The sequence below is a fragment of the Pseudomonas sp. A34-9 genome, from assembly GCF_029543085.1.
GTDB lineage: Bacteria > Pseudomonadota > Gammaproteobacteria > Pseudomonadales > Pseudomonadaceae > Aquipseudomonas.
This window is the reverse complement of sequence record NZ_CP119967.1, coordinates 5,495,001-5,510,271: the sequence shown is the minus strand read 5'-3', so window position 1 is coordinate 5,510,271 and position 15,271 is coordinate 5,495,001. Positions and strand designations below refer to the sequence as shown.

Sequence of the window (15,271 nt, the reverse complement as noted above, 5' to 3'; positions counted from 1 at the left end):
TAAAACCCCGTGCCTTGTTCATTGGCCTGACGCTCCTGTGTTTGCTGGCGATCTGGCTGTCGCTGGCACTCGGGCCGGTCAGCCTGCCGCTGTTCGACACATTACGCGCGGCGTTACGCATGCTCGGCGTGCCATTGGCGCCAGGCGGGCTGGAGCAGGCGGAGCTGATCCTGGGGCAGATTCGTTTGCCGCGTACCTTGCTCGGGCTGGCGGTCGGCGGCGTGCTGGCGTTGTCCGGTGTGGCAATGCAGGGCTTGTTTCGTAACCCGCTGGCGGATCCGGGGCTGGTCGGTGTTTCCAGCGGTGCGGCATTGGGCGCGGCGATCGCGATTGTCGGCGGCTCGTTTTTTGGCGGCCTGCCGGAATGGTTTGGACCGTATCTGTTGTCGGTCTGCGCGTTTCTCGGTGGGTTAGGGGTGACGGCGCTGGTCTATCGACTGGGGCGCCGCAACGGCCAAACCAATGTCGCGACCATGTTGCTCGCGGGGATTGCCCTGACGGCGCTGGCCAGTTCGGCCGTCGGCCTGTTCACTTATCTGGCGGATGACGCGACATTGCGCACGCTGACGTTCTGGAACCTTGGCAGCCTCAATGGCGCCAGTTATGCGCGGCTGTGGCCATTGCTGATCATCAGCGCCGGTGTCGCGCTGTGGTTGCCGCGTCGGGCTAAAGCGTTGAATGCCTTGCTGCTTGGCGAATCCGAGGCCGGGCATCTGGGGATTGATGTCGAGCGGCTCAAGCGTGAATTGGTGTTTTGCACAGCATTGGGTGTTGGCGCGGCCGTGGCAGCAGCCGGGATGATCGGTTTTGTCGGGTTGGTGGTGCCGCATCTGGTGCGCTTGCTGGCGGGGCCGGACCACAAAGTCTTGCTGCCGGCATCGGTATTGGCGGGGGCAAGCCTGCTGCTGTTGGCTGATCTGGTCGCGCGCTTGGCGCTGGCGCCGGCAGAATTGCCGATCGGTATTGTCACCGCGTTTATCGGTGCGCCGTTCTTCCTCTATCTGTTGTTACGAGGGCGCGCCTGATGTTGCGTGCAAACGATCTGCACATTCAGCGTGGTCGCAAGACTGTGCTCAACAATGTCACGCTGCAGCTTGAACCGGGTGAAGTACTCGGTGTGCTGGGGCCGAACGGTGCAGGCAAAAGTACCTTGCTGGGCGCCTTGTGCGGTGAGTTGGCGGCGAGCACGGGCGGGGTTTCGCTCGACGGGCAGGCGTTGAGTCACTGGACTGGCCCGCAGCGTGCGCAACGACTGGCAGTGTTGCCTCAGGTGTCGACGCTGGATTTTGCCTTTCGCGTCGAAGAAGTGGTCGGCATGGGCCGTTTGCCTTGGCAAAGTGGTCGGGTGCGTGATGACGAAATCATCGCTGCCGCTTTGGCCGCGGCGGATGCCGGGCACTTGAGTGGCCGCAGTTATCTGGCGCTGTCCGGTGGCGAGCGTCAGCGCGTGCATCTGGCGCGGGTGCTGGCGCAGCTTTGGCCTGGTCAGGCCGGGCAGACGTTACTGTTGGATGAACCCACGTCAATGCTTGATCCGCTGCATCAGCACACCACGTTGCAGGCGGTGCGCGAGTTTGCCGATCGTGGCGCCGCGGTATTGGTGATCCTGCATGATCTGAATCTGGCTGCGCGCTATTGTGATCGCATTCTGCTGCTGGAAGGCGGGCGCCCGGTGGCGCTGGATACTCCGCAGCAGGTTTTGCGACCGGACACGCTCCAGGCCGTATTCGGTCTCGAAGTGTTGGTGCAGCCGCACCCGGAGCGCGGGCATCCGCTGATCATCGCCCGCTGATTGAATCATCGAGGTGATGGCATGCGTGGTTTGTGGCTTTTGGCGGTGTTGTGGCTTGCGGGGTGTCAGCATGGGGTTGCGCCACCGCCGATCAATGGCGAGATTCGCGACCTGCGCAGCGCAGAGGTGCTGACGGCGCAAGAGTTGGTCAACCGGCTTGCTGTAGCTGAACGGGTGATTATTGGCGAGCAGCATGACAACGCCGATCATCACGCCGCGCAGTTATGGATTTTGCAGTCGCTCGGCGAGCAAAGACCGCAAGGCAGTCTGTTGCTGGAAATGCTCACACCGGATCAGCAAGCCAAAATCGACGCCGTTCGCCAGTCTGCCTCGCCACCCACTGATCTTCCCGCTGCACTGGCCTGGCAGGATGGCTGGGACTGGAATCTCTACGGGCCGATCGTGCGTTTCGCCCTCGCGCAGCCTTATCCGTTGCTGGCGGCCAATCTTGAAAATAGCGAAATCCGTGCCTTCTATCGCAATCCTCCTGTTCTTGGTGGTGCGCGCAGTAACGCGGAGTCGGTGAAGCAAATGCTACTGGAGCAGATCGGTGATTCTCACTGTGGCTTGCTGCCCGAATCACAGATGCCGGCGATGCTCGCCGTTCAGCAACAACGTGATCGGCGTATGGCCGAGCGCCTGTTGGCTGCAGCGAAACCTTCTGTGTTATTCGCCGGGGCGTGGCATGCGCGCAAGGACGTTGGCGTGCCGTTACATGTTGTGGATTTGGGCGCCACTGAAGCGCCCACGGTTTTGATGCTGGCAGAGCAGGGCGGCGAGGTGACTGCCGGGATGGCCGATTACGTTTGGTACACACCCGCCACCCCAAAGCAGGATTACTGCGAACAGATGCGCAAGCAGTTCGGCAAATGACGTTTCCACAGGCAAAAAAAGACCCGGTAAAAACCGGGTCAAATAACCGTGATTAGCCTGATGAGGAGATAATCTGAGAGTCCGAACCAAGGGCTTTTCAGAATATCGACTGATCTCGCGATCAGTTGTGATAATCATAGCGATTCTCATTACCGAGTCAACAACTGTTTTTCCGTTTCTTTGAATTCGTCTGGTAAATGGCCGGAACACCCGGTAAACACGGGGTTTCAACGCTGGCCTTCAGGTGGGGGTATTTGTGTGATCTGCCGATTCAATTGGCCGATCCGCCGCGCCATGCTCTCGATCAAGCTGTGGGCGATCTTCGGATTGGTGCGGGTCATGCTCAAGAATTGTTCACCGGGAATCAGCATGATGGTGCTCGGTTCTCGGGTGATGACCGTGGCACTGCGTGGCTCGCCGGTGAACACGGCCATGGCACCGAAAATCTCGTCCTTGGGCACGTCTCCGACTTTCTGCCCGTCGACAAACGCTTCGGCATGCCCGTCGATGATCACAAATACATGGTCTGCCGCGTCACCTTGGTTGATCAGTGTTGCACCTGCTTCAACCCGTTTGAAACCATTGGTGCTGCGAAATTCGCGCGGTTTCAGTTCTGCGACCGCATTGGCGAGGATTGCCATTTGTCCCAGCAGATACTCCAGAAACTGGTCTGCCCGACGAGCATCGGCATACAAATGCTGGAAAACCTCACTGCGCCGATAGGGCGTCAAGCGCAATGCCCCTTCATTGCATAAACGGCAATCAGCCCAGTTCTCACCTTGCTGAAGGCCGATCAAATCACCTTCCTGCCAATAAAACAGCGGGCGGGCGGCGATACAGCCGCTGATCCCACCCTCATTGAGCAGGAATAACTGGTCGGCGGGCAACTGCGCGAGCAAATCATCCGACGCTTCCAGCTCCAGAGGCGGCCCGCAAGGCGTCAGGTCGCGTAACCACAGTGCAGGCAAGCTCTGCAAACGGTTGATCAAGGCATCGGCCCAAGCCGATTGTTCCCCCAGTAAATACATAACGGTCTAAGCCCGTTCAGTTCTTGTGGCGTGAGGAAATGGCTTCAAGCTGCTTGTTCAGGGCGTCCTTGCGTTCGGCGGGGATGTCGTTCCAGTGCACATCCATCAGCGCGCCTTCAATCGCATACAACAACACCTTCGATGCGCGAAACCCGCGGGTACGCACGGCCCGGTAGGCGTCCACCGCGCCCAGGCGACGCAAGTCCGAGGCGCTGTGGATGCCCACGGCATGCAGCCATTGCGCCGACGTCTTGCCAAGATTCTTCAGGTGTTGCAGTTCATCATTCATCAAGCCTCCTTGCGACGGCCGAATGGTGCGTGGGCGAGCTTCTCAGGAGTGTAGCCATCAGTAGGAAAAGCGTGGTTGTTTGGTCGGATTCAACGCAAACGCTTCTAAGAAAGGGCGCTTTTAAGGGCTGCGAGCGCAGATGAGGAGGGGGGAACACAAATCAATGTAGGAGTGAGCCTGCTCGCGATAGCGGACTTGCAGGCACACATGTGTTGAATTCTAAACCGCTATCGCGAGCAGGCTCACTCCTGCAGGGACGGCGTTGTGTCAGGGAATAATGAGGCGATCAGCGCGTGCGATAACGCAAGCGCGTACCAAAATTCATCGACATCAGAATCTCGTCGGCACTCAGCTCCGGCGGGAAGTACGCCCCGGAAATCTGCGCGTGAGCCAGGCTCGCGCCCTCCAGCGACGCATTGCGGAAATCGATGCCACGCAGATCGGCGGAACGGAAGTACGCGTCCCGGAAATCCACGCCATCGGCGTTCAGTTCACGTAAATCGAGCCCACGGAAATCGCCGCCGACCATGTCGATCGGGCCGTCCTGCGGACGCTCCTTGTTGAAACCTGTGATGTCGTCTTTGTGCAGCAAGGCATATAGCGGGGTGTCGAGAAGTTTCGGCTGGCTCATGTCATATCACCGTTGGTTTTATGACGCCAGTATAGTGCCACTATTTGACGGCCGTGAAGCAAGCGAGGGCTTCACGGCCGAAATAGTTTCTTACAGGCCTGGCAGGCGCTGACGGATCTGCGCGACCACAGTGTCCAGCGTGCCGGATTCATTGGTCTGCACGCGTTTGCTGCGCAGGATTTCTTCCGGCGTCAACGGTTCACGGTTGGCCTGTTGCGCTTCGATCACGGCCAGGGTGGCGTCGGACGGATCCTGTTTGTCCGCCTGACGAATCGCCAGCCAGCTCTCGATCACCGCTTGCGGTGCGTTGCAGTCGAGGATCAGGAATGGCGTGCCGGTGGCTTCAGCAATTTTCGCCGCGTTTTCGCGTTGCTCGCGTTTGAGGTAAGTGGCATCGATCACCACCGGGAAACCGGCGTGCAAGATGATTTCAGCAATCTCATGCAGGCGTGCGTAAGTCGCCGCGCTGGCGTCGGCGCTATAGATGCCGGCCTGTACGTCGTTGGCGACGGTTTGCTCACCGAACAGGCGCTTGCGTTCAACATCGGAACGCAGGCGGATCGCGCCCAGCGCTTCGACCAGGCGCATGGCCACGTGGCTCTTGCCGACAGCGGAAACGCCGTGGGTGATGGCCATGAAGCGCGAAGGAATGGTGCTGTAGCTTTCGGCCAGGTTGGCGTAGTTGCGATACTGGCGCAGGGTGGTGGCGCGCTGCACCGGCGTCGCGTCCGCGGGCATGCTGAACAGCGCAACCTTGGCGCGAACCAGTGCACGGTAGGCTTTATAGAAGTTCAGCACTTCCAGGCCTTGGTAGTCGCCGGTCAATTCCAGGTATTGGCTGATGAAGCGGCGCGCCAGGGATTTCAGGCCACGGTCTTCCAGGTCCATCGCCAGGAAACCGGTGTCGGCCCAGACGTCAGTGAAACGGAACGGTTCGTTGAACTCGATGCAGTCGAAGATCACCACTTTACCGTCGATGACGGTGGCGTTGCCCAGATGGATATCGCCGTGGCATTCACGGGTAAAACCTGCGGTTTTGCGCTGGGCGAACAATGGCTTGAGACGTTCGAAGCTGCTTTCGGCCCAGGCTTTCAGTGCATCGAGTTGCAGCAAATCGTTTTTGTCGCTGAGGAACGGCAGGATTTGCTCGAAGTTTTGCGAGACCGGCGCCATCACGCTGTCCGGGGTGCCGGCGTCGTGTTCGGCCGGGACTTTTGGCGCGGTGAGGTGGAAGCGGGCGATTTGCGCGGCCATCTCGTCGATGTGCTGGGTGGTCAGTTCGCCGTTGGCTTGCAGAGTGCTGAGCAGACCGGTCTGTGGGAACTGGCGCATTTTCAGCAGATATTCGATCGCCGGGCCTTCACCGCCGAGTTGCGGTGCTTCGACGCTGCCGGTCACCGGCAACACTTCGAGATACAAATCATCAGTCAGACGCTGGTTCAGACGCAGCTCTTCAGCGCAGAAATGTGCGCGCGACTCGAGGCCGGTGAAGTCGAGAAAGCCGAAATTCACTGGCTTCTTCACTTTATAAGCGAAGGGACCGGTGAGGATCACCCACGAGATATGGGTTTCGATGACCTGAAACCCTTCGACAGGGTGCGGGTAGAGGGCCGGGTTTTGCAGGGCAGCGATCAGTGACTGGCTCACGGGCGATCCTTCAGAGACTGGGGGAAATTCGAGGCCGCCATTATGGCCGCTCGCCAGCCTGACGCAAACCTCGGAGCGCTCCTGTTGAGTATGAATAAAGTGCGTATAATCCGCCGCCATGACTCGAACTCGATCCCCCCGTACCAAGAAAAAACCACCTTCCAAGGGCCTTGGCCCGTGGTTGAGCTGGGCCATTAAACTCAGTCTGGTCGGCCTTGTCGTGCTGGCCGGCTTCGCCGTTTACCTCGATGCCGTGGTGCAGGAGAAGTTCTCCGGCAAGCGCTGGACCATCCCGGCCAAGGTCTACGCGCGGCCGCTCGAGCTGTTCGTCGGACAAAAGCTCAGCAAGGACGATTTCCTGACCGAACTCGATGCCCTTGGCTATCGCCGTGAGGCGGTCAGCAATGGCCCCGGCGCCGCAGCCGTCAGTGGCAATACGGTCGATCTGAATACCCGTGGCTTCCAGTTCTATGAAGGCCTGGAAAAACCGCAGCCGGTGCGCGTGCGTTTCTCCGGCGATTACGTCGCCGAACTGTCGGCGACCAATGGTTCGAAGTTGTCCGTGGTGCGCCTCGAGCCGTTGATGATCGGCGGCATTTATCCAAAGAATCTCGAAGACCGCATTCTGATCAAGCTCGATCAGGTGCCGCCGTACCTGCTCGAAACCCTGGTCGCTGTAGAAGATCGTGATTTCTATAGTCACTGGGGCGTGTCGCCGAAGTCGATTGCCCGCGCTGTCTGGGTCAACACTTCTGGCGGCAAGATGACCCAGGGCGGTAGTACGCTGACCCAGCAGTTGGTGAAAAACTTCTACCTGACCAACGAACGCAGCCTGACCCGCAAGCTCACCGAAGCCATGATGGCGATGCTGCTGGAGCTGCATTACGACAAGAAGGAAATCCTTGAGGCCTACCTCAATGAAGTCTTCGTCGGGCAGGATGGCCAGCGTGCGGTGCACGGTTTCGGTCTGGCCAGCCAGTTCTTCTTCGGTCAGCCATTGTCCGAACTGAAACTGCATCAGGTCGCGTTGCTGGTCGGCATGGTCAAAGGCCCGTCCTACTACAACCCGCGTCGCAACCCGGAGCGCGCGCTGGAGAGGCGTAACCTGGTGCTGGACGTGCTTGAGCAACAAGGCGTCGCCACTGCCGAGCAAGTGGCCGCAGCGAAGAACATGCCATTGGGCGTGACCACTCGCGGCAAACTGGCCGACAGCTCGTTCCCGGGCTTTATCGATCTGGTCAAACGTCAGTTGCGTGAAGACTATCGCGACGAAGACTTGACCGAAGAAGGCCTGCGCATCTTCACCAGTTTCGACCCGATCCTGCAGATGAAGGCCGAAGCATCGGTCAACGATACCTTTAAACGTCTGGCCGGGCGCAAAGGCTCCGATGATGTCGAAGCGGCGATGGTCGTGACCAATCCGGAGACCGGCGAAGTCCAGGCAATGATCGGCAGCCGTCAGGCCAGTTATGCCGGTTTCAACCGTGCGCTGGATGCCGTGCGACCGATCGGCTCGTTGATCAAGCCGGCGGTGTATCTGACTGCGCTGGAGAAACCGAGCCAGTACACACTGACCAGTTGGCTGTCGGACGACCCGTTGTCGGTCAAAGGCGCGAATGGGCAGGTGTGGAAACCGCAGAACTATGATCGCCGCTCCCACGGCACCGTGTTCCTTTATCAGGGGCTGGCGCATTCCTACAACCTGTCGACATCGCGTCTGGGACTGGAAGTCGGTGTGCCGAATGTGTTGAAAACCCTCGGTCGTCTGGGCGTGACGCGTGAGTTCCCGGCATTCCCGTCGATGCTTCTCGGCGCGGGCGGCATGACCCCGATCGAAGTGGCGACCATGTACCAGACGCTGGCCAACGGTGGTTTCAATACGCCGATGCGCGGGATTCGCAGTGTTCTGACTGCTGAGGGTGAGCCGCTCAAGCGTTATCCATTCCAGATTGAGCAGCGCTTCGATCCGGCGTCCATTTATCTGATCCAGAACGCCATGCAGCGCGTGATGCGTGAAGGTACCGGCAGCTCGGTTTACAACGTGTTGCCCAAGACGCTGACGCTGGCGGGCAAGACCGGTACCAGTAACGATTCGCGTGACAGCTGGTTCGCCGGATTCAGTCAGGACCTGCTGGCGGTGGTCTGGCTGGGGCGCGACGATAACGGCAAGACGCCATTTACCGGTGCGACCGGTGCGCTGCAGGTCTGGACCAGTTTCATGCGCAAGGCCGATCCGCTACCGCTGGACATGCCGCAACCGGACAACGTCGTGCAGGCGTGGGTCGATTCGCGTACCGGGCAGGGCTCCGATGCCAATTGCCCGGGGGCAGTGCAGATGCCGTATATTCGCGGCAGCGAACCGCCACCCGGCGCCGCGTGTGCGGGCGAAACGCCTGCTTCCGGCGAGTCGGTGATGGATTGGGTCAAGGGCTGGATGAATTAAGCAAAGAGGGTTTCAAGTGAACAAGTGGTTGATTCCAGCGGTGACCGCCGTGGCTTTGCTCAGCGGCTGCTCTACCGTACAGCGTGGTTCGATCCCGGTGGTTGATTCCGGTACTGCGGTGTCCAACAGCGAGCGTATTTCGGCCAATGGCGGTTTCCGTCAAACGACGGTCAAGCGTCCTGCGCAGGGCCAGACTCAGGCCATTCCACAAGGCGATACGGGTGTGGTTGTGATGGTGCCGGGTGGCGGCGCTGCCGTGTCGACACCGATCAGCGCTTCACCCATCGTGCCGGGCCCGGCATCCGGCGGTATCACGGCGGGGCCGTATAATCCTTCGCCGGCTGAGTCCGCGCCGATCAACTCCGGCAGCTACAGCATGCCATCGACGCCGAGCGGGATTCCTTCCGCCAGCAGTGGCGGCGGCCTGTCGGCCGACGAACAACTGGACGGCCCGGTGCTCGCTTTGCTGACCACCGCGCAACAGCAACAGGCCGGCGGCGACCTCAACGGCGCCTCCTCCAGCCTGGAGCGTGCCCAGCGCGTCGCCCCGCGTGAGCCGCAAGTGCTTTATCGTCTGGCGCAGGTGCGCATGGCTCAAGGTGACGCACCGCAAGCCGAGCAGTTTGCCCGCCGCGCGCTGACCATGGCCAACGGCCGCCCGGACCTGCAAGCCAATCTGTGGGAAATCATCGCTCAGGCCCGTGAGAAACAAGGCGATTCCGCCGGCGCCGCTCAGGCCCGTCAGAAGGCCAAGGTTTCGCTGTGATGGATGCTCGTTTCCCGAAAATCGCTGATCAGTTGTTGCTGATCGAGCGAGAGCTGCGCACACAAGGCTGGTGGGATGAGGTTTCGCCGTCGGCCGAAGCGCTGAGCAGTGTCGAGCCGTTTTCGGTCGATACCCTGGACTTCGAGCAGTGGCTGCAATGGATCTTCCTGCCACGGATGAAGATGATCCTCGAACAGGATCTGCCGTTGCCGAATGCTTCGGGTATTCAGGAAATGGCAGAAATGGTCTTCGCCCAGCGCAATCTGCAGGGCAAGGATCGTCAGCTTCAGGTGTTGCTCAAAGAGTTTGATCTGCTGATCACTGCCTCGCGCTGATCCAGTCCTTTCTGGAACGGACACCGGATCAATGTAGGAGCTGCCGCAGGCTGCGATCTTTTGATCTTTAAAATCAAAAGATCGCAGCCTGCGGCAGCTCCTACAGGCGTCTATTCACAATTCTGCGCAATCTGCTTCTGAGCTTCGGCGATGCGTTCCTGCCGCTGCGCATCATCCAGCCTTCGCAACTGTCCCTCCACCTCTTCCCTCAAACGCGGATTGTTCTGCAATTGCGCAAGGTTCGTCCGCGCCTGCTCGCAAAACTGCTTGAGCTGCGCCTGTTGGTCAGCCACCTGTTTCCTCACCTTGTCATCGATAGCCTTCTGATCACCCAGCACGCCGCTGCCCGGCATGGCCGCCGGTTTCGGCGCGGGCGAGGAGGGCGTCTGCAAGGTTGTTGACGGCTGACCCGGTGGCGGCTGCGCATCGAAGTGCGTGACGCCCTGGGCGTCGACCCATTTGTAGATTTGAGCGGCCATGCACCATGGGCTGAGGCCGATCAGCAGAGTGAGGAGGAGCGTTCGCATGCTGAATCCTTGGCAAAAGTGCGCAATTGACACTAACAGAGTAGCGGTTTTCAGGTTTTTTCTTGCGTTCTCATGTGCTTACCCACAATTAACCACATAGACGGCTTGACTTGGAGAGGGCGAAACAGAAGAATCCAAAGTCCGCTGTAGAGGGACTGCCAGAAGCAGACCCACTCGGTAGATCATGAGGCGCACATCCGCGCCGACCTGTTACACCCGCAACGCGTTACCTCGCGCTGGGTGGGAAAGGCCCGCAACACTTGGGACGATCCCAATACTTGCTCAGTCAGTGCTGACGTAGTCGGCGACTACCGTCGCTCATGCTCTGCCGAGAAGTAAACCTATTAAGACCCGCCCCTTTTTTGTGGACGGTATTCTGGCGTTTTAGAGGTGAACAACGTGGAGCTTTTATCTGGCGGTGAGATGCTCGTCCGCTTTTTGCGTGACGAAGGCGTCAAATATATCTACGGGTACCCGGGTGGTGCTCTCCTGCATGTTTACGATGCCCTGTTCAAAGAACCGGAAGTGACTCACATCCTGGTTCGTCACGAACAAGCGGCAACCCATATGGCTGACGGTTATGCCCGTGCCACCGGTAAAGCCGGCGTGGTATTGGTGACGTCCGGTCCTGGCGCCACAAACGCCATTACCGGTATCGCGACCGCCTATATGGACTCGATTCCAATGGTGATCATTTCCGGTCAGGTGCCAAGCACCATGGTCGGCACCGATGCGTTCCAGGAAACCGACATGATCGGTATCTCCCGGCCGATCGTGAAGCACAGCTTCATGATCAAACACGCTTCGGAAATCCCGGAAGTCATGAAGAAAGCCTTCTACCTGGCGCAATCCGGTCGTCCGGGCCCGGTCGTGGTCGATATCCCGAAAGACATGACCAACCCGGCCGAGAAGTTCGAATACATCTTCCCGAAGAAAGCCAAGCTGCGTTCCTACAGCCCGGCCGTTCGCGGTCACTCGGGGCAAATCCGCAAGGCGGCAGAAATGCTCCTGGCGGCCAAGCGCCCAGTGCTCTATTCAGGTGGCGGCGTCATTCTGGGCAACGGTTCCGCACCGCTGACCGAGTTGGCAAAAATGCTCAACCTGCCAGTGACCAACACCTTGATGGGGCTGGGCGGTTTCCCGGGCACTGATCGTCAGTTCATCGGCATGCTCGGCATGCACGGCAGCTACACCGCCAACCTGGCGATGCACCATGCTGATGTGATCCTCGCGGTCGGCGCACGTTTCGACGATCGCGTGATCAACGGCGCGGCGAAGTTCTGCCCGAACGCCAAGATCATCCACATCGATATCGACCCGGCTTCGATTTCCAAGACCATCAAGGCCGACGTGCCGATCGTGGGTCCGGTCGAGAGCGTGCTGACCGAAATGGTCGCGATCCTCAAGGAAATCGGCGAGACACCGAACAAGGAGTCCGTGGCCAGTTGGTGGAAGCAGGTGGATGAATGGCGCGGCGATCGCGGCCTGTTCCCTTACGAAAAGGGCGACGGCAGCAAGATCAAGCCGCAGACCGTGATCGAAACCCTCTGCGAAGTGACCAAGGGCGATGCCTTCATCACTTCCGACGTGGGCCAGCACCAGATGTTCGCGGCGCAGTACTACACGTTCAACAAGCCGAATCGCTGGATCAACTCCGGTGGTCTGGGCACCATGGGCTTCGGTTTCCCGGCGGCCATGGGCATCAAGTTGAGCTTCCCGGATGACGACGTTGCCTGCGTCACCGGTGAAGGCAGTATCCAGATGAACATCCAGGAACTGTCGACCTGCCTGCAATATGGCTTGCCAGTGAAAATCGTCATCCTCAACAACGGTGTTCTGGGGATGGTGCGTCAGTGGCAAGACATGAGCTACGGCAGCCGTCACTCGCACTCCTACATGGAATCGTTGCCTGACTTCGTCAAGTTGGCTGAAGCCTACGGTCACGTTGGCGTACGCATCACCGAATCGAAAGATTTGAAGTCGAAGATGGCAGAAGCGTTCGCCATGAAGGATCGCCTGGTGGTGATCGATATTTCGGTCGACACCAGCGAGCACGTCTATCCGATGCAGATCAAAGACGGCTCGATGCGCGATATGTGGCTGAGCAAGACGGAGCGTACTTAATCATGCGGCACATTATTTCCTTGCTTCTGGAAAACGAACCCGGCGCTTTGTCTCGCGTAGTCGGCCTGTTCTCACAGCGCAACTACAACATCGAAAGCCTGACCGTGGCGCCGACTGAAGACCCGACTTTGTCGCGTCTGACGCTGACCACCGTTGGCCACGATGAAGTCATCGAGCAGATCACCAAAAACCTGAACAAGCTGATCGAAGTGGTCAAGCTGGTGGACCTGTCGGAAAGTGCTCACATCGAGCGCGAACTGATGCTGGTCAAGGTCAAGGCCACTGGCGCCCAGCGCGCCGAGATCAAACGCACCACCGATATTTACCGTGGACAGATCGTCGATGTCAGTGCCAGCGTGTATACCGTTCAATTGACCGGTACCAGCGACAAGCTCGACAGCTTCATTCAGTCCATCGGCACCGCATCGATTCTGGAAACCGTCCGTAGCGGCGTGACCGGTATTGCCCGCGGCGACAAAGTACTCAGCATCTAAACCAAATTAGCGAATGGCCTGAACGGCCTGGATATAAAGGGGAAATTCATGAAAGTTTTCTACGATAAAGACTGCGACCTGTCGATCATCCAGGGCAAGAAAGTTGCCATCATTGGTTACGGTTCCCAGGGCCACGCCCAAGCGTGCAACCTGAAAGACTCCGGTGTCGACGTTACCGTTGGTCTGCGTAAAGGTTCGGCCACTGTTGCCAAAGCTGAAGCTCACGGCCTGAAAGTGACCGACGTTGCTTCCGCTGTTGCTTCTGCCGACCTGGTCATGATCCTGACCCCGGACGAGTTCCAGTCCTCGCTGTACAAGAACGAAATCGAGCCGAACATCAAGAAAGGCGCCACCCTGGCCTTCTCCCACGGCTTCGCGATCCACTACAACCAGGTTGTGCCGCGTGCCGACCTCGACGTGATCATGATCGCGCCGAAAGCTCCAGGCCACACCGTACGTTCCGAGTTCGTGAAGGGCGGCGGTATCCCTGACCTGATCGCGATCTACCAGGACGCCTCGGGCAACGCCAAAAACGTTGCACTGTCCTACGCTGCCGGCGTTGGTGGCGGTCGTACCGGCATCATCGAAACCACCTTCAAGGACGAGACTGAAACCGACCTGTTCGGCGAACAAGCCGTTCTGTGCGGCGGTACCGTTGAACTGGTAAAAGCCGGTTTCGAGACCCTGGTTGAAGCTGGCTACGCGCCGGAAATGGCCTACTTCGAGTGCCTGCACGAACTGAAGCTGATCGTTGACCTCATGTACGAAGGCGGTATCGCCAACATGAACTACTCGATCTCCAACAACGCTGAATACGGCGAGTACGTGACTGGTCCGGAAGTGATCAACGCCGAATCCCGTCAGGCCATGCGCAACGCCCTGAAACGTATTCAGGACGGCGAATACGCCAAAATGTTCATCAGCGAAGGCGCAACCGGCTACCCTTCGATGACCGCCAAGCGTCGTAACAACGCCGCTCACGGCATCGAAATCATCGGCGAGCAACTGCGCTCCATGATGCCGTGGATCGGTGCCAACAAGATCGTCGACAAAGCCAAAAACTAAGTCGTCGTCCCTTGTACGAAAAACGCGGCCTCGGCCGCGTTTTTTCGTTTGAGCCGGTGGTTCTGGTATAAAGCTGCAGCGTTTGTGGCCGAACTGTCGTCCTCAAGCACCTGTCGAATTTTCTCCAAACCGTTGCAAGGTAATGTCCATGAGCGAACGTCCCGAAGAGCCGAACAAGGCTTCTGACGCCGAAAGCCTGCTGCCCATCGATGAACACATCGAAGAAGGGCACGACGCAGAAGGTCGTAAAGTCCGGCATCGTGGTATCTATCTGCTGCCGAATCTGTTCACCACTGCGAACCTGTTCGCAGGGTTTTACTCCATCATCAACTCGATGAGCGCCCAGGCGGCGTCGAGCGCCGGTGATTCGGCGAATGCGAGCAAGTATTTCGCGTTCGCCGCGATCGCTATTTTCGTTGCCATGGTGCTCGATGGCCTGGATGGCCGTGTCGCGCGCATGACCAATACGCAAAGTGCCTTCGGCGCCGAGTACGACTCGCTGTCGGACATGGTCGCGTTCGGTGTTGCACCAGCATTGCTGGCGTTCGGTTGGGCATTGGGCGACATGGGCAAGGTTGGCTGGATGGTCGCCTTCATCTATGTGGCGGGCGCGGCGCTGCGTCTGGCGCGTTTCAACACGCAGGTCGGCACGGCTGACAAACGTTACTTCATTGGTCTGGCCAGTCCGGCAGCGGCCGGAGTGGTGGCGGGGATTGTCTGGGCGTTCAGCGATTATGGGATTCAGGGTTCGAAGATGTCGTTCCTGGTCGCGCTGATGGTGGCGGCTGCCGGCATGTTGATGGTCAGCAACATCAAATACAACAGCTTTAAAGAGCTGGATCTGAAAGGGCGCGTACCGTTCGTGGCGATCCTGGCGGTAGTGCTGGTGTTTGCGGTTGTGTTCAGCGACCCGCCGCGCATTCTGCTGTTGGTGTTCCTCGCCTATGCGGCGTCCGGCCCGGTGCAGTACCTGTTGCATCTTCGTCGGCACAAAAAAGCCGAGTGATGTAATTTCACGCATACTCCGCAGTCTATTGGTGCATCTGTCCTCCAAAGCTGCGGAGTTGCCATGCTGATCAAAGTCCCCAAAGCGTCCGACTGCCATGAGTCGGATGTCACGCCTGAGTCCATCTATCTCTCTCGCCGCCAATTGCTCGGGGCCACTGCTGCCGGTATCGCCGTCAGTAGCCTGCCACGTTGGGCCAATGCCGACGATGCCGTGCGGTACGCCGATGTCGAACCCGGTAAAGCGCCTGC

General features: G+C 59.0%; 16 protein-coding genes (1 of these 16 running past the window's edge). 11 read left to right on the top strand and 5 right to left on the bottom strand.

Annotated elements, in window-relative coordinates; translation table 11 throughout:
* The first annotated feature begins 41 nt into the window (after positions 1 to 41).
* From P3G59_RS24600 to P3G59_RS24590, 3 genes are read left to right on the top strand one after another with little or no spacing between them, the layout of a single operon-like run.
* Positions 42 to 1,025, top strand: a complete 984-nt coding sequence (locus P3G59_RS24600) for an iron ABC transporter permease (RefSeq protein WP_277762200.1) — start codon at positions 42 to 44, stop codon at positions 1,023 to 1,025.
* Positions 1,025 to 1,792: a heme ABC transporter ATP-binding protein gene (locus P3G59_RS24595; RefSeq protein ID WP_277759316.1), complete on the top strand. Its 768-nt coding sequence runs from the start codon at positions 1,025 to 1,027 to the stop codon at positions 1,790 to 1,792. Before P3G59_RS24600 ends, P3G59_RS24595 begins: the two co-directional genes overlap by 1 nt.
* Positions 1,793 to 1,813: 21 nt before the next feature.
* Positions 1,814 to 2,665 (top strand): ChaN family lipoprotein, encoded by an 852-nt coding sequence (locus tag P3G59_RS24590; RefSeq protein WP_277759315.1) that lies wholly within the window; start codon positions 1,814 to 1,816, stop codon positions 2,663 to 2,665.
* A 227-nt stretch (positions 2,666 to 2,892) separates the two neighbouring features.
* Here P3G59_RS24590 and P3G59_RS24585 read toward each other — a convergent pair whose 3' ends face one another.
* The 4 genes from P3G59_RS24585 to P3G59_RS24570 all read right to left on the bottom strand — a co-directional run bounded on the left by P3G59_RS24585 (position 2,893) and on the right by P3G59_RS24570 (position 6,260).
* On the bottom strand, positions 2,893 to 3,693 hold the full coding sequence (locus tag P3G59_RS24585) for a cyclic nucleotide-binding domain-containing protein (protein ID WP_277759314.1): 801 nt from the start codon (positions 3,691 to 3,693) through the stop codon (positions 2,893 to 2,895).
* Positions 3,694 to 3,709: 16 nt separating this feature from the next.
* Positions 3,710 to 3,982, bottom strand: a complete 273-nt coding sequence (locus P3G59_RS24580) for a TfoX/Sxy family protein (RefSeq protein WP_003228231.1) — start codon at positions 3,980 to 3,982, stop codon at positions 3,710 to 3,712.
* A 286-nt stretch (positions 3,983 to 4,268) separates the two neighbouring features.
* Positions 4,269 to 4,613, bottom strand: coding sequence for a pentapeptide repeat-containing protein (locus P3G59_RS24575; RefSeq protein ID WP_007909940.1), 345 nt, complete (start codon positions 4,611 to 4,613; stop codon positions 4,269 to 4,271).
* A 90-nt stretch (positions 4,614 to 4,703) separates the two neighbouring features.
* Positions 4,704 to 6,260 (bottom strand): bifunctional aminoglycoside phosphotransferase/ATP-binding protein, encoded by a 1,557-nt coding sequence (locus P3G59_RS24570; RefSeq protein ID WP_277759313.1) that lies wholly within the window; start codon positions 6,258 to 6,260, stop codon positions 4,704 to 4,706.
* Positions 6,261 to 6,378: 118 nt separating this feature from the next.
* On the opposite strand from P3G59_RS24570, the gene mrcB reads away from it, so the two are divergent.
* From mrcB to P3G59_RS24555, 3 genes are read left to right on the top strand one after another with little or no spacing between them, the layout of a single operon-like run.
* Complete coding sequence (gene mrcB, locus P3G59_RS24565) at positions 6,379 to 8,703, top strand: penicillin-binding protein 1B (RefSeq protein ID WP_277759312.1); 2,325 nt, start codon at positions 6,379 to 6,381, stop codon at positions 8,701 to 8,703.
* 16 nt (positions 8,704 to 8,719) lie between these two features.
* Positions 8,720 to 9,469 (top strand): hypothetical protein, encoded by a 750-nt coding sequence (locus tag P3G59_RS24560; protein WP_277759311.1) that lies wholly within the window; start codon positions 8,720 to 8,722, stop codon positions 9,467 to 9,469.
* Entirely contained in the window at positions 9,469 to 9,804 is a 336-nt protein-coding gene (locus tag P3G59_RS24555) for a YqcC family protein (RefSeq protein ID WP_201231345.1), read from the top strand. Before P3G59_RS24560 ends, P3G59_RS24555 begins: the two co-directional genes overlap by 1 nt.
* A gap of 110 nt (positions 9,805 to 9,914) precedes the next feature.
* Here the strand turns inward: P3G59_RS24555 and P3G59_RS24550 are convergent, their stop codons facing one another.
* Positions 9,915 to 10,331: a DUF4124 domain-containing protein gene (locus P3G59_RS24550; RefSeq protein ID WP_277759310.1), complete on the bottom strand. Its 417-nt coding sequence runs from the start codon at positions 10,329 to 10,331 to the stop codon at positions 9,915 to 9,917.
* Positions 10,332 to 10,730: 399 nt separating this feature from the next.
* Here P3G59_RS24550 and P3G59_RS24545 point away from each other — a divergent pair, with 399 nt between their 5' ends.
* From P3G59_RS24545 to msrP, 5 genes are all read left to right on the top strand, one after another.
* Positions 10,731 to 12,455 carry an acetolactate synthase 3 large subunit gene (locus P3G59_RS24545; RefSeq protein ID WP_277759309.1) on the top strand — a complete coding sequence of 575 codons (1,725 nt, stop codon included), beginning with the start codon at positions 10,731 to 10,733 and terminating at the stop codon, positions 12,453 to 12,455.
* Between the two features lie 2 nt (positions 12,456 to 12,457).
* Positions 12,458 to 12,949: an acetolactate synthase small subunit gene (gene ilvN, locus P3G59_RS24540; RefSeq protein ID WP_003176102.1), complete on the top strand. Its 492-nt coding sequence runs from the start codon at positions 12,458 to 12,460 to the stop codon at positions 12,947 to 12,949.
* A 48-nt stretch (positions 12,950 to 12,997) separates the two neighbouring features.
* On the top strand, positions 12,998 to 14,014 hold the full coding sequence (ilvC, locus tag P3G59_RS24535; RefSeq protein WP_277759308.1) for a ketol-acid reductoisomerase: 1,017 nt from the start codon (positions 12,998 to 13,000) through the stop codon (positions 14,012 to 14,014).
* Positions 14,015 to 14,162: 148 nt separating this feature from the next.
* Positions 14,163 to 15,020 (top strand): CDP-diacylglycerol--serine O-phosphatidyltransferase, encoded by an 858-nt coding sequence (pssA, locus tag P3G59_RS24530; protein WP_277759307.1) that lies wholly within the window; start codon positions 14,163 to 14,165, stop codon positions 15,018 to 15,020.
* 63 nt (positions 15,021 to 15,083) lie between these two features.
* On the top strand, positions 15,084 to 15,271 hold the 5' portion of the coding sequence (gene msrP / locus P3G59_RS24525) for a protein-methionine-sulfoxide reductase catalytic subunit MsrP (RefSeq protein WP_277759306.1). The gene runs 826 nt beyond the window's last position; only the first 188 of its 1,014 coding nucleotides appear in the window; it begins with the start codon at positions 15,084 to 15,086; its stop codon lies beyond the right edge, outside the window.

Bases quoted from the DNA above. Each gene is read 5' to 3' on its own strand.
- ilvN (WP_003176102.1), top strand. From the start codon at position 12,458: ATGCGGCACATTATTTCCTTGCTTCTGGAAAACGAACCCGGCGCTTTG.
- P3G59_RS24580 (WP_003228231.1), bottom strand. From the start codon at position 3,982: ATGAATGATGAACTGCAACACCTGAAGAATCTTGGCAAGACGTCGGCG.
- pssA (WP_277759307.1), top strand. From the start codon at position 14,163: ATGAGCGAACGTCCCGAAGAGCCGAACAAGGCTTCTGACGCCGAAAGC.
- P3G59_RS24555 (WP_201231345.1), top strand. From the start codon at position 9,469: ATGGATGCTCGTTTCCCGAAAATCGCTGATCAGTTGTTGCTGATCGAG.
- P3G59_RS24595 (WP_277759316.1), top strand. From the start codon at position 1,025: ATGTTGCGTGCAAACGATCTGCACATTCAGCGTGGTCGCAAGACTGTG.
- P3G59_RS24590 (WP_277759315.1), top strand. From the start codon at position 1,814: ATGCGTGGTTTGTGGCTTTTGGCGGTGTTGTGGCTTGCGGGGTGTCAG.
- ilvC (WP_277759308.1), top strand. From the start codon at position 12,998: ATGAAAGTTTTCTACGATAAAGACTGCGACCTGTCGATCATCCAGGGC.
- P3G59_RS24575 (WP_007909940.1), bottom strand. From the start codon at position 4,613: ATGAGCCAGCCGAAACTTCTCGACACCCCGCTATATGCCTTGCTGCAC.
- P3G59_RS24585 (WP_277759314.1), bottom strand. From the start codon at position 3,693: ATGTATTTACTGGGGGAACAATCGGCTTGGGCCGATGCCTTGATCAAC.
- P3G59_RS24550 (WP_277759310.1), bottom strand. From the start codon at position 10,331: ATGCGAACGCTCCTCCTCACTCTGCTGATCGGCCTCAGCCCATGGTGC.
- mrcB (WP_277759312.1), top strand. From the start codon at position 6,379: ATGACTCGAACTCGATCCCCCCGTACCAAGAAAAAACCACCTTCCAAG.